General features: G+C 69.3%; 15 protein-coding genes. 8 read left to right on the top strand and 7 right to left on the bottom strand.

Translation table 11 applies throughout. The features are described 5' to 3' along the window. Nucleotides 1-11: 11 nt before the first annotated feature. From pucL to IW256_RS08395, 3 genes are all read right to left on the bottom strand, one after another. Complete coding sequence (pucL, locus tag IW256_RS08405; protein WP_197010411.1) at nt 12-878, bottom strand: factor-independent urate hydroxylase; 867 nt, start codon at nt 876-878, stop codon at nt 12-14. A 1-nt stretch (nt 879) separates the two neighbouring features. Then, the gene (gene uraD / locus IW256_RS08400) at nt 880-1386 is read right to left on the bottom strand and encodes a 2-oxo-4-hydroxy-4-carboxy-5-ureidoimidazoline decarboxylase (protein WP_307828798.1); all 507 of its coding nucleotides are present in this window, start codon (nt 1384-1386) and stop codon (nt 880-882) included. 110 nt (nt 1387-1496) lie between these two features. Beyond that, entirely contained in the window at nt 1497-3044 is a 1548-nt protein-coding gene (locus tag IW256_RS08395; RefSeq protein ID WP_197010410.1) for an amidohydrolase family protein, read from the bottom strand. Nucleotides 3045-3202: 158 nt separating this feature from the next. Between IW256_RS08395 and IW256_RS08390 the strand changes: the two genes are divergently transcribed. Then, on the top strand, nt 3203-4699 hold the full coding sequence (locus IW256_RS08390) for a PucR family transcriptional regulator (protein ID WP_197010409.1): 1497 nt from the start codon (nt 3203-3205) through the stop codon (nt 4697-4699). A 70-nt stretch (nt 4700-4769) separates the two neighbouring features. Beyond that, nucleotides 4770-5750 (top strand): hypothetical protein, encoded by a 981-nt coding sequence (locus IW256_RS08385; RefSeq protein WP_197010408.1) that lies wholly within the window; start codon nt 4770-4772, stop codon nt 5748-5750. 35 nt (nt 5751-5785) lie between these two features. Here IW256_RS08385 and IW256_RS08380 read toward each other — a convergent pair whose 3' ends face one another. The 3 genes from IW256_RS08380 to IW256_RS08370 are packed head-to-tail and all read right to left on the bottom strand — an operon-like array spanning nt 5786 to nt 6488. After that, nucleotides 5786-5980 (bottom strand): hypothetical protein, encoded by a 195-nt coding sequence (locus IW256_RS08380; protein ID WP_197010407.1) that lies wholly within the window; start codon nt 5978-5980, stop codon nt 5786-5788. After that, entirely contained in the window at nt 5977-6279 is a 303-nt protein-coding gene (locus tag IW256_RS08375; protein ID WP_197010406.1) for a hypothetical protein, read from the bottom strand. Before IW256_RS08375 ends, IW256_RS08380 begins: the two co-directional genes overlap by 4 nt. Next, nucleotides 6276-6488, bottom strand: a complete 213-nt coding sequence (locus IW256_RS08370) for a hypothetical protein (RefSeq protein WP_197010405.1) — start codon at nt 6486-6488, stop codon at nt 6276-6278. The genes IW256_RS08375 and IW256_RS08370 overlap by 4 nt, the downstream gene beginning before the upstream one ends. 184 nt (nt 6489-6672) lie before the next feature. On the opposite strand from IW256_RS08370, the gene IW256_RS08365 reads away from it, so the two are divergent. From IW256_RS08365 to IW256_RS08345, 5 genes are all read left to right on the top strand, one after another. Then, the gene (locus IW256_RS08365; protein ID WP_197010404.1) at nt 6673-7479 is read left to right on the top strand and encodes a helix-turn-helix domain-containing protein; all 807 of its coding nucleotides are present in this window, start codon (nt 6673-6675) and stop codon (nt 7477-7479) included. Beyond that, entirely contained in the window at nt 7476-7679 is a 204-nt protein-coding gene (locus IW256_RS08360; protein ID WP_197010403.1) for a DUF397 domain-containing protein, read from the top strand. Before IW256_RS08365 ends, IW256_RS08360 begins: the two co-directional genes overlap by 4 nt. A 28-nt stretch (nt 7680-7707) precedes the next feature. Beyond that, nucleotides 7708-7911, top strand: coding sequence for a DUF397 domain-containing protein (locus tag IW256_RS08355; protein ID WP_197010402.1), 204 nt, complete (start codon nt 7708-7710; stop codon nt 7909-7911). Between the two features lie 205 nt (nt 7912-8116). Further along, on the top strand, nt 8117-8356 hold the full coding sequence (locus tag IW256_RS08350) for a hypothetical protein (protein WP_197010401.1): 240 nt from the start codon (nt 8117-8119) through the stop codon (nt 8354-8356). A gap of 424 nt (nt 8357-8780) precedes the next feature. Further along, on the top strand, nt 8781-10307 hold the full coding sequence (locus IW256_RS08345; protein WP_197010400.1) for a tetratricopeptide repeat protein: 1527 nt from the start codon (nt 8781-8783) through the stop codon (nt 10305-10307). Between the two features lie 30 nt (nt 10308-10337). On the opposite strand, the gene IW256_RS08340 is transcribed toward IW256_RS08345, so the two are convergent. Continuing rightward, nucleotides 10338-11000 carry a DUF981 family protein gene (locus IW256_RS08340; protein WP_197010399.1) on the bottom strand — a complete coding sequence of 221 codons (663 nt, stop codon included), beginning with the start codon at nt 10998-11000 and terminating at the stop codon, nt 10338-10340. A 336-nt stretch (nt 11001-11336) separates the two neighbouring features. Here IW256_RS08340 and IW256_RS08335 point away from each other — a divergent pair, with 336 nt between their 5' ends. Next, nucleotides 11337-11780: a hypothetical protein gene (locus tag IW256_RS08335; RefSeq protein ID WP_197010398.1), complete on the top strand. Its 444-nt coding sequence runs from the start codon at nt 11337-11339 to the stop codon at nt 11778-11780. The last annotated feature ends 94 nt before the right edge of the window (nt 11781-11874 follow it).

Below are 11874 nucleotides of genomic sequence, written 5' to 3'. Positions count from 1 at the left end.
ACCTTCCCTTCTCAGGCCCAGGCGGCCGGTGCGGCGGGGGCGTCGGAGGCGAGCACGGTGCCTTCGATCAGCCCGTACGGGCGGTCCGCGGCGAAGTAGACCTCGTTGTCGTTGTCCATTCCGAAGGGCGACAGGTCGACCAGGAAGTGATGCTTGTTGGGCATCGCCAGCCGGACCTCGCACAGCTCCGGGCGTTCCTCCAGGACCCGCCGTCCCATCGCGTAGAGCGTCTGCTGGAGCGAGAGGCTGTGCGTCCCGGCGAACGCCTCCAGCAGGCACCGCCGTGCCTCCGCATACGAGGACGCGAAGTCGGCGCCCGTCCCCCGGTGCCGCCAGGTCGCCGTCACGGCGGTCGCGAGGATCCGGTCGTCGGTGGGCTCCAGGGTCGTGTACTCGTCCTGGGCGAACCCGTGGAACTCGCTGCCGGTGGAGTTGAGCACCACCAGGTCCTTCAGCCCCGACACCACCGACTCGGGGCCGTCCGACCCGTCGCTGTGGACCAGCGCGGTGCGGACCTCGGTCCCCGACCGGACGAACGAGTGGCCGCCCGAGATCCGCGACCACCCGTACTCCTCGATCTCCACCCGGGCGTGGGCGACGGCGGGCTGGGAGTCGGCGAAGTGCCGGGCGAGCAGGAGCGCGAACTCCTCGATCTCCCCGATCCCGTACTTCTTCGCGAACGCGAACACGGTGTTCTTCTGCGAGTCGGTGGGCAGCACCGCCGTGTTGTCGCCCACCAGATGGACCCGCTCCATGTCGCCGGACAGCGCGACGGAGACGTTCAGGTCCTTGATCTGGTGGGTCCCGCCGTCCCGCGTGACGCGGACGACGCGCGTCTCCGCCTTCCCGTACCGGTTCGGGCCGAGCACGATGGCCATGTCAACTCCCCCGCAGCATCTTGTCCAGGCGCAGCCGGACGATCTTGCCCAGTTCCTCCCGGACGACCGCCCGCTCGGCCGCGGCGTCGTTGCCGAGCCGCCTCTCCAGCGCGGCGAGCATGTCCCCGGCGCCGAGCCCGGTCGCGCAGATGAGGAAGACGTGGCCGAACCGCTCCTCGTACCGCCGGTTCCCCGCCGCGAGCGATTCACGCACGGCGGCCTCCGCCGCGTCCATCCCGGACTGCTCGCCCCTGGACCAGGACGCCTCGCGGCCCGCGCCCCGCGCCCGTTCCCCGATCCGGGGGTGCGCCGCGAGGGCCTCCTCGACGTCCGCCCAGTCCAGGGCGGCCAGGAAGGCGTCGGAGGCCGACCGCAGCGCCTCCGCGTCCGCGTACGGCCGTCCCGCCGCGACCCCGGCCGCCCACCGGCGCGACGCGCAGCAGGCCAGCAGGCCGGCCTCGGCGTCCGCCGCGGCCAGCGCGTTGAACCCGTCCAGGGCCACGTGCACCTCCGATCACCTCCCTGAAGTACACACAGTCGTTCCCAGCCGGGTCGAGTGACAGGACGTCCGAACTACCGCCCCGGGGACCGGGTCCTTTTCGTGCGTTGCTCCAAGCGTCAGAACTTCGGCGGGGTCGCCGTGGGCGGGGTGAGCCGCCCTCCGGCCCGGGTCCGGACGGCGTGCGCGGACGCGGCGGCGTTCCGCACGATCCCCCGGACGTCGTAGGCGGTCAGCCTCCCGTCCCGCTTGACCAGCCGCCCGTCGACGAACACGGTGTCCACGTTCGCCGGGGTGGCCGAGCGGACCACCGCCGACTCGATGTCGCAGGCGGGCGCCATGTTCAGGTCGTCCTGGCGGATGAGGAGGACGTCGGCGCGCTTGCCCGGCGTGATCGACCCGGTCACCTTCTCCAGGCCGAGGGCGCGCGCCCCGTTGAGCGTGGCCATCTCGATGATCTGCTTGAACACGAGCGGCGGCAGGGCGGCGGTGTCGGAGCCGATCCACGGGATGCCGAGGTTCCACGCCACGTTCATCGACTCGAACATGTTGATCGGCGCCAGCGACGAGGCGTCGAACGACAGCGAGATCGTGATCCCCGCGGCGGCCATGCGCAGCAGCTGGCCGTGGAACCCGCCCGCGGTGCCCAGCCGCAGCTCCGAATGGACGGAGAAGCTCACCGGGGCCTTGGTGCGGACCATCGCCTGCCGGTCGGCCTCGTCGAACGGCAGCGCGTGGCACAGCAGGAAGTCCGGGCCCAGGAAGCCCATCCGCTCCAGGTCGGCGGCGTGCACGGCCGTGGTCGGCCCCTGCCCCGAGTGCACCGACACCTTCAGCCCGCGCGCCTTGACCTGCTCCATCTCGGCCAGGAACGTCCCCATCTGCCCCGGGCCGCGCAGGTTCACACCCAGCTCCACCAGGCCCTCGAACGGGGACGCGCCGCCGAACCACTGCTTGCGCACCCGGTCGATGTCGGCGAAGTCGATCGGCTGCGCGGCCGGCTGGCCGTCCCGGTGACCGTAGGAGTACCGGGCGCGGAGGAGGCCGTCGCGGTGGGCGGCGAGTTCGGCGTCGGCGTAGGCGGGCCCGCGGACGTTGTGGGACCAGTTGTTGACCGTGGTGATCCCCGCACCGGCGCACTCGGCCAGTCCGAGCAGGACGCTGTGGTAGAAGTCGCCCGGCTGGTAGGCCGCGACGGTGGCGGACTTGGCCGCGAAGTACTCGAACCCCTCGGAGACGAAGTTCCGGCCGAGGGCGCTCCACATGTGGTAGTGCGACTCCACGAATCCCGGCATGACGATCATGCGGGACGCGTCGATCACCTCCGCGCCGCGCACCTTCAACCGGGGCCCGACCTGCACGATCCGGCCGTCCCGGATCTCGACGTCGGCCCGCGGCACCGTCCCGATCCCCGGGTCCACCGAGACCAGCGCCCCGCCCTTGATCAGGTAGTGCCCGCGGTGCGGCCTGCGTCCGGGCTTGGCGGGCACGGGCGCGGCGGAGGCCGCCCCTCCGAACACGGTCGGCACCGCCACCGCGGCCGCCGCGGCGGTGATCATGGCCCGCCTGCCGAGCAGGGACCTGGGGACGGGACGCCCGCAGTCGTCCATCGGCATGTCGGGGCCGGCGCGGCCCTCGGCGGGAACGGATCCCTCATCATCGATCATGGGCGAAGTAAACGGGGCCCGTGTTTCGCCAGCGTATCGGCTGTGAAACCAGACATACACAGCCGTTTTCACGGCACGTCACAGAGAGTCGCCGCAGTCGACCGGGGCGACCGCACCGGTGGCCCATGATGGCCGTGGGAGACAGGGAGGAGGGACCGGTGAAGCTGCGCGCCCTGCTCACGATGCCCGAGCTGCGGCTGCGCGCCGTCACGGGCGAGGACGGCCTGGACCGCGACATCCGCTGGGTCGTCACCACCGACCTGCTCGACCCCGGCCGCTACCTCAGCGGCGGCGAGCTGGTCCTGACCGGGCTGGTCTGGTGGACGGGACCGGGCGACTCGGAGGCGTTCGTCCGCGCGCTGGCCCGCGCGGGGGTCTCCGGCCTGGCCGCCGGGGACGTCATCCGCGGCAGCCTTCCCCCCGACCTGGTCGCGGCCTGCCGCCGCAATCACCTCCCGCTCTTCGAGGTCCCCGAGGACGTGGCGTTCGCGACGGTCACCGAGCACGTCGTCCGGCACCTGTCCACCGCCCGCGCCGCCGACCTCGGCGCCGTCCTGGACCGCCACCGGCAGCTGATCGCCGGGCTCACCCACGGCACCGGGCTGGACCCCCTCCTGGACCTGCTGAGCCGCGACCTGGGCATGCGCTGCTGGGTCCTCACGCCCACCGGCCGCCTGATCGCGGGCACCCACCCCCTGGACGCCGACCCGGCCGCGCTGGCCGGCGAGTTCCTCGCCGCCCCCCGCCTCCCGCACCGGCTCCCCGGCCCCGACCTCTCGCTCCTGCCCGTCGCCGCGGAGACCACCTCGCGGGTGGCCGACTGGTTCATCGCCTGCGCGGGCGACTGGACCGCGTGGCCCGCCGAGCGCCGCGCCCTCACCGACGAGCTGGCCGCGATCGTCGCCCTGGAACGCGCCCGCCAGGACGACCGGCTGAGCGCCGAGGGACGGCTCTCCCAGGAACTGGTCCGCCTGGCCGCCTCCGGCACCGACGACGTCCTGCCGCACCTCAGGCTCACCGGCCTGGACCCGGACGTCCCGTTCACCGCCGTGTCCGCCACCGCCGGCGGCGGCCTCCGCCCCGGCGAGCTGCGCACCGTCCTGGCCGAGGTCCTCCCCGGCCGCCCCCTGATCGGGCTGCTCGGCGACGAGGCCATCGCCCTGGTCCCGTCCGCCCCGGACCTCGCCCCCGCTCTGCGCGACGCCCTGTCCGTCCTCTCCCCCGGCCTCCCGGACCTCGCCGCGGGCGTGAGCAAACCCGCCGCCGCGGGCGAGCTCCGCGGCGCCGTCGAGGAGGCCCGCTACGCCCGCCGCCTCGCCACCGCCCGTACCGGCCCGGTGCGCGTGGTCGGCCACGACGAGCTGGCCACCCACGTCCTGCTCCTGGCGAGCGTCCCCGACGACGTACGGCAGATGTTCAGGGAACGCCTCCTGGACCCCCTCGTCACCTACGACGAGGAGCACAAGGCCGACCTCGTCCGCACCCTGGAGACGTTCCTCCAGCAGTCCGGCTCCTGGACGCGCTGCGCCGAACGGCTCCACCTGCACGTCAACTCGGTCCGCTACCGCATCCAGCGCATCGAGGACCTCACCGGCCGCGACCTGTCCCGCCTGGAGGACCGCGTCGACTTCTTCCTCGCCCTCCGCCTCCGCTGAAAACCGCGGCAAGGAAGACATGCCGCGAGGCAGCATGTGATCATTGGTGCCATGACGACCCGAAAGGCCCATGGCCGCTGACCGCCGCCTCGCGCTCCATGCGGCCCTCCCCGAGCGCTATGCCCGCCACGAGGTCCTGGCCTCGACCATCGACCACCGCGGCCGGCTGATCGCACTGGTCGCCGAGCCCGGCCAAGATCTCGCCGGGTTTCCGTGGAACTCCCGCCCCGGGACGGCGCCGCGCTATGACGCGACCGCCGTCGTCTGCGCCGGATCCGAGATTCACCAGATCCCGCTGGCCGGTCTCGACCTGTGGTTCAACCGCATCGACGCCCTTGGCGACGGCGTCGTGCTGGCCGCGTCCTCCTGCGAACCGACCGGGATCCCCCTCGATCGCCGGGCGGAACCGATCGGTGAGGACGAACTGCACCTGACCACCAACATCCGGGTCTTCGACGCCGACGGGGCGCCCCGGTCGGCGTTCTATGCCGGGGACGCCATCAAGCAACTCGTGACCGACGCCCGGGGCGACATCTGGTCCAGCTATTCCGACCAGTCGAGCTACTGGTTCCCCAACCCCGACGGCACCCGCTCCTACGGATTCATGATCGGCCTCGCCTGCTGGGACGAGGACGGCAGCCGGCTGTGGATGCCGGGGAGCGATGCTCCCGGCGGCGGTCTGTGGGACTGCTACTCACTCAACGTCGGACGCGAAGTGGTCCATACCTGCCCCTACGCCGACTTCCCGCTGATCGAACTCGACGCACGCGGCATCCGGGCCGTCACACCGAACCCTGTCGCCGGGGGCAGTGGCCTGGCGGTGTCCGGCCGCGAAATCGCCTTCTTCCGGCAAGGCCGTGTCCACTGGCGAATCCACCGGGCCCGCCGCGAGGACGAAGGCGTTGTCGAGACGGGGCGCGAGAACCTGGTGCTGCCAGGCGGCCGCCTCCCGTCGGACTGGGGGCGTGGGGTGATCGGCCGCGACGGCAAGCTGTGGCTGCGTGAGGCCGGCGACGAGCGACGCTGGTACCGCTACGAGATCGACTCGTGAGAATAGGGAAAGCCGCGGAGTAGACGCCCGTCACTTCACTGCCGAGAGATTCGCAGCAGATGCTCGCGGAGCGTGACGCCGTTGTCGGCTTTGACGAACAGGTACCTGCCACGTACGGCGATCCAGATCGGGCGGCGGAAGTCGGCCACGATCCCGAAGTCGGGGAACTCGGCCCGCAGCCTGTGGAGGTACGCGGCCTGTTCCAGTTCCCAGATGAGAGGATCGTTCATCGGGGCGTCCCGAGATAACCGCCGATCACGGCCCAGGCGTCGGCAACCCGTTCCGCCTCGGCGATCGGCTGCCGCCAGGACGTGAAGAACCAGTACCGGCCGCCGTCGTCCGCCCGGGGCAGGCATCTGATCGTGTCGCCCACCACCGGCTGGTCGAAGCGCCGTCGCGGGGCGCTGGGATTGCGGACGACGAGACCGCCGGCGACGTGCTCGACGGTGAAGCCGTAAGCCTGGAGACACAGGCCGAGCGCGGCGAGGCGTCCGTAGACGTACATCGCGGGGTTGCCGGGCTCGTTCATGACCGCGTCCTCACCGCCTCCGCGACGGCGACCCGCTCGGCCAGGCGCGCCTGCGCGTCGCGCAGCAGCCACAGCTCGCTCTCGTTCGTGGCCGCGATCTCCGGAAGGCACCCGTTGAGGAGCTGGTAGTCGGTGAGCGGGCCGAGCCGCTGAGCGACGAGGCCGTGTTCGCGTGCCTCGCAATGCCATCCAGGCAAAAGCAATGACATACCGCCTCCCGTTTTTCTGGCCCTTTGGCCCGTTTTCCGGCGATAGGCGAGAAACATTCGCCGGCAAGTCTGTGACCAGCCTCACAGGATGCGGTTACCCTCCGAAAGTAGCCGTTGACGACCCCCGCTCAATCGGCAATCGATCAACTCAACCGAGCATCCCCGATCCCCCTCGGAGGTTTTCATGGCCACCACCACCGACAACCCGGCCCGCACCTTCTTCGGCACCGAACTCCGCAGAAGGCGCGACGAAGCCGGACTCACGGGAAAGCAACTGGCCGACTCCCTCGGCTGCACACCCCAATGGATCAGCGTCATGGAAGGCGGCAAGAAGATCTCCGAGCAGAGCGCCCATGACCTGGACACCTACTTCAAGACCGGCGGCCTCTTCCACCGCCTCTGGAAGCTCGCCAACGACATCGAACTCCAGACGACCCTGCCGCCAGGATTCCCCGAGTACGCCGAACGCGAGAAGAGGGCCAACTCCATCCGCGTCTACAGCGCGCTACTCGTCAATGGCCTGTTTCAAACCGAGGGTTACATTCGGGCAGTAATGGGTGGACGTGACCAGCAAGACAAGGAAGATCTCGTCCAGCAACGACTCAAGAGGCAGTCCATCCTCACACAGGACAATGCACCTCACACCTGGTTCACGATAGATGAATCAGCCCTACGGCGTGTCATCGGCGGCCCTGCGATCATGCGGGAGCAACTTCAGCATCTGATCGACTTTAGCGATCATCCGAGCACCATGGTTCAAGTAGTACCTCATGGCGTCGGCTACCACCCTGGCCTCACAGGCAGCTTCACCATTCTTGGTTATAAGGATGGTTCACAGGCCGCTTACACAGAGTCAGCCGGAGCGGGCATGCTTATCGAGCACCCTCCCCGCGTTGCCGATTATGCCGTACGGTGGGACATGATCAGAGGCCACGCACGGTCTGTGGAAGAGTCACGGGCCTTGCTTACCGCCGTAATGGAGAGCCTATGAACGTCGAACCGATCATTCGATGGCGCAAGAGCAGCCACAGCGGCCACGAAGGCGGAGACTGCGTCGAGGTGGCCCACCTCTCCCCCATGATCGCCATACGAGACTCCAAAGACCCCGACGGCCCCAGCCTCACCCTCGCCCACGGCGACTGGCGCTCCCTCACCCAGCACATCAAGAGCAGCGCCCCGCCTGGCATCTGACCGGACACCCTCGCTCTCCAAGGAAACCGTGCAGAGAACACCCACCCCTCGATGGCGTAAGAGCAGCTACAGCGGCCACAGCGGCGGTGACTGTGTTGAGGTGGCCAACTGCTTCCCCTTGATCGAAGTACGTGACTCCAAGGACCCTGACGGTCCCAAGCTGGCCCTTCCCACCGCCGAGTGGCACGGACTCATCCAACGGATCAAGAACGGCGAGCCTGACCTCGCCTGAACGCAATCCTTCACCGGGCCCCGAGGTTGCCACGACCTCGGGGCTCGGCTTGTTGCCGCCCTCGCGGGCCGACCGCTGAATCACATTGAGTGACCAGCCCTGACGCCACACCGTTGCCCTCTTTCCTCCAAGAGCACTTGACTCCCTGGTCATATCGGGTGATCGTCAGGACAAGTGATCGCGATCTTCGTATTCTGGAGGATGCATGGCGCTCCGGTTCATCGGCATCGACCCGGCTACTGGAGGCGGCAACTGCCCATCGGTCTGGGTTGACGGGGACACGGGAGACCTTCTGTTCCAAGGTTGGGAAGTCACCGATGCCCGCGAACTCGCCGAAATCGCGGCCCGGAGCCCCATCGCAGAGAACGAAAAAGTGGTGCGTGTGCCGGCGCGCATGCGATCGATCATCCAAGAGGCTTGCGCTGATAGCGGTGGAGCACCCTGACCGTACTGCGGCCAGCCCTCCATCTGTGATTCTGCTGATCGACCGGGCCCGCCTTACTCGCACCGGGCGCCATGCGTTCGTACTCATCTTCGGGCTGATCCGGCACAGAAGCTCGGTTAACTCTGTGAGCACCTGCGGCTTACACGCTCAGTAGCATGTCGCGCGTCATGATGACGAACTCTTCGCCTCCCGATGGCCTCGGCACGCGGCACTCACGTTCGCACCCCAGGTGTCCAGCCGACCGGATCGATGGCCCATGGAATGATCAACATGGTTCACCGGGTGCGGATGCGCACGTTGACTTGCGGCGAGTTGCGCTCTCGAGGCCGCCTACGGCGACAACTCGCCGCAAGGCAACGAACGGGCTGAACGCGTCGCCCCGTTCGATGTCCCTGGACATCGCACTGGGGAGGAAGCGGTACGGATGAGCCTGCACGTTCTCCCGCCCGTTGACTCAGTGCGGCTCTTGGCGGCCCTGATCGGGCAGGAACGGGTGGACGCCGAGCCGGCCGAAGCTCGTCGCATCGCCGAACTGTGCGGGCATTTGCCCCTCACCCTGCGGATCGTCGGTGAGCGCACCGCCGCCCGGCCGATGGCATCCCTCTCCGAAGTCATCGAGGAACTCACCGGGGAACAGAGGCGCCTGGACGCGCTCGCCATCGATGACGACGACCTGGCCGACACCCGTGCGATCTTCTCGTGGTCCTACCAGGCGTTGACCCCAGAACTCCAAGCGACGTTCCGCCTCCTGGGCCTGCACGCAAGCGCCGAGATCAGCACCGAGGCCGCAGCGGCACTGGCCGGTGCCGAGATCCCGGCCATCAGGAAGCGACTGCGCGCCCTCACCGACGTCCATCTCCTCCAGGAACACGAGGCGAACCGCTTCCGGATGCACGACCTTCTGAGGTCCTACGCGCTGGAACGCACCCAGGCGGAGGACTCCCAGTCGGCTCGCACTCAGGCCACGCAACGGATGCTGGGCTGGTACCTGCTGATGGCCGATCGTGCGCGGCGGGCGGTCCTTCCCAACTTCCCGGAAGTCCCGCTCGTCCCAGCGGACGGCCTCCACCTCCGTGACGGGTTCACCGACGGCCCTGAGGCGCTGCGCTGGTTCGACGCCGAGCGGCTCAATCTTCTGGCCGCCCTGCACCAGGCCCACGAGGTGGGACAGTACGAACTCTGCTGGAAACTGGCCTTCGTGACCACTGGGCTCTTCGAGCTGCGTTCCCACTGGTCCGAGATGGACGGCAATCACAAGACGGGCCTGGAGGCCGCCCGCGCCCTGGGCGACCGTCTCGGTGAGGCCGCGAACCTCCTGCTCCTCGCGGACTCCGCCTGGCGCGCGGGCAACCTCGACGACGCCCCGGAGCACTACCTTGAGGCAGCGCGCATCGGTCGTGAGATCTCGGTGGGCTGGCTCGCCGGTTTCGCCACCCGCGGGCTCGGGCTTCTGCGGGAAGAGCAGGGCGACCACCGTGAAGCCGTGGGCCATTTCGAGTCCGCGCTCGCTGTGTTCAGGGAGATCGGCGATCGCCGCGGCGAAGCCATGTCCCTGCTCAGCCTGGGCAAGTGCGCCCGCGCATTGGGTGACCTCAGCAGAGCCGAAACCGAGGGGCGCGCGGCCGTGGCCATCCTCCAGGAGATCAACGATCTGTGGTCGGTGGCCTGGGGACGGCTGCCGCTGGCCGACGCGCTCGGGGACCGGGGCGCCGACGACGAGGCCATCGCCCTACTCCGCCAGGCGGCGGCGGCCTTCCAGGAATTTGGCGACCAGCGCTGCGAGGCAATGGCCCTGGTCCCCCTCGGTCACCTGCTCCGCAGGTCCGGCGACACGGCCGCGGCCCGCGAAGGCTGGAGCCGTGCCGTCCGGCTCTACGAGGAACTCGGCGACTCAGGCGCGCAGGAGGTGCAGGCCCTTCTCAACACGCCCGCCGGCCCCGTCACGCCCTGAAGGCGGCAGGGGCCGGAGGTCCCGTACGGCTCAGCCGGCCCGGAGGTTGAAGTCCATCGCGATGTGCGTGTAGTAGACGAGCGCGCCGGTCAGGACCCAGCCCACACCGGCCGCGAAGAACGCGACGCCGGCGATGCCGAGCAGGCGGCGATTCGCGCGCCAGATCGCGACCGGTGCCAGCAGCGCGCCCACGGCCGGCAGCGCGAGCAAGGAGCTCAGACCGGTGTTGACCAGCCACTTCGGCCACGTTCCCATGATCGGCTCCGCCTGGGGCGCCGTGGCGAAGATCTGGTAGTCGAAGGCGCCGATGGTGCAGGCCAGCAATCCCAGGCCAAGGCCGAACACCATGATCGACACCGGCCGGGCGATGACGTACAGGTGATCCACCAGGTCGGGCCTGGCCAGCAGCGGCTCGCCCCTCCGCCACAGATAGAAGGCCGCCGCCAAGGCCAGTACGCCGAAGGCCGCCGAAAGCTCACCGAAGATCGAGTTCTTGAAGACCTCACCCTCCAGCTTGATGGACTGGGTGAGGGTCATGTGCAGGCCGGTCACCGTGAGCAGCAGGCCCGGTACGGCCAGCCCCAGCGCCCATCCGCCGAAAGTGGTCACCTTGCCCTTGTGCAGTTCCACTCCGAGCAGCACAAGCACAATGAGCGCGGTTCCTGCGGCCACGCCCATCAGCGTCGTATACATGCGATGCCTCCGTTGAGGTGCCGGCGGACGAGGTGGATCCGACGCTGCGCTGATTAATCAGCGGCGGCCAAATGGTCCGGGGGATCCACCAAGCACCGGTTGAAATGTCAGCCGGATCTTGCCACTCGTAAGGCTTGCCTGGATAGCCCGACAACGAACGATTTGGCTACGAATACCGCATCATGCCTGACGAGTGTCCTGCTGTTTCCGGTATGCAACCAATAATCCGGTATTTGATGGTGGTATGGCGGCCCTCTCCGCCGGTTCGGCTTCGTGAAGGCAGGCATCCACGCCTGACGGACGCCCGGTGGGGCGCCGTCCGGACACAATGAACGGATGCCGCCGCGTCGCCTCCACTCGCCCGCCGATTACCTGGCGCTGGCGAGGGCCCCGGAGACCGGCGCGGACCTGCTGCGACATCTCGCCGGCAGCCCCTATTCGTTCGTCTGGCAGGCCGTCGCCGTCCACCCGAACACACCGCCTGACGTCCTACTGCGGCTCTGCTCCCAGCGGGACAGTGCCTGGAACGACAACCGGCTGCTCGCCCTGATCGCCGGGCACCCCCGTGCCGGCCGGGACGTTCTGCTGGCCGTTCTCGGCGAGGTCACGGCCAGGCTCGGCACTCCGGGGAACCGCCCGTACGCCGCCGGGCTCCGGCTCGCCGAACGCACCGAACTCGAACCTGACGAGATCCTTCCGCTGGCCGCGCTGCCGGGCGCGTCCCGGCGCTTCCGCAAGGGCCTGCGGGCCCGGCTCGCACGGCGGGCGGTCGAGCTCTGACCGCCCCCTCACACCCATGGGCTCTTGCGGGCCCCAGATGCCCGGGTCGCCGACGCCGCGGACGGCGAGCCGGGTCCGGGATGCCAGAACGAGG

Origin of the sequence: Actinomadura viridis, assembly GCF_015751755.1 — a bacterium.
Lineage (GTDB): Bacteria > Actinomycetota > Actinomycetes > Streptosporangiales > Streptosporangiaceae > Spirillospora > Spirillospora viridis.
The sequence above is the reverse complement of the archived record's forward strand: the minus strand, read 5'-3'. Positions and strand labels throughout refer to the sequence as shown.

Excerpts from the sequence above, each read along its gene's own strand:
- pucL (WP_197010411.1), bottom strand. The coding sequence starts at position 878 with ATGGCCATCGTGCTCGGCCCGAACCGGTACGGGAAGGCGGAGACGCGC.
- IW256_RS08395 (WP_197010410.1), bottom strand. The coding sequence starts at position 3,044 with ATGATCGATGATGAGGGATCCGTTCCCGCCGAGGGCCGCGCCGGCCCC.
- IW256_RS08385 (WP_197010408.1), top strand. The coding sequence starts at position 4,770 with ATGGCCGCTGACCGCCGCCTCGCGCTCCATGCGGCCCTCCCCGAGCGC.
- IW256_RS08380 (WP_197010407.1), bottom strand. The coding sequence starts at position 5,980 with ATGAACGATCCTCTCATCTGGGAACTGGAACAGGCCGCGTACCTCCAC.
- IW256_RS08375 (WP_197010406.1), bottom strand. The coding sequence starts at position 6,279 with ATGAACGAGCCCGGCAACCCCGCGATGTACGTCTACGGACGCCTCGCC.
- IW256_RS08370 (WP_197010405.1), bottom strand. The coding sequence starts at position 6,488 with ATGTCATTGCTTTTGCCTGGATGGCATTGCGAGGCACGCGAACACGGC.
- IW256_RS08365 (WP_197010404.1), top strand. The coding sequence starts at position 6,673 with ATGGCCACCACCACCGACAACCCGGCCCGCACCTTCTTCGGCACCGAA.
- IW256_RS08360 (WP_197010403.1), top strand. The coding sequence starts at position 7,476 with ATGAACGTCGAACCGATCATTCGATGGCGCAAGAGCAGCCACAGCGGC.
- IW256_RS08350 (WP_197010401.1), top strand. The coding sequence starts at position 8,117 with ATGGCGCTCCGGTTCATCGGCATCGACCCGGCTACTGGAGGCGGCAAC.
- IW256_RS08345 (WP_197010400.1), top strand. The coding sequence starts at position 8,781 with ATGAGCCTGCACGTTCTCCCGCCCGTTGACTCAGTGCGGCTCTTGGCG.
- IW256_RS08340 (WP_197010399.1), bottom strand. The coding sequence starts at position 11,000 with ATGTATACGACGCTGATGGGCGTGGCCGCAGGAACCGCGCTCATTGTG.
- IW256_RS08335 (WP_197010398.1), top strand. The coding sequence starts at position 11,337 with ATGCCGCCGCGTCGCCTCCACTCGCCCGCCGATTACCTGGCGCTGGCG.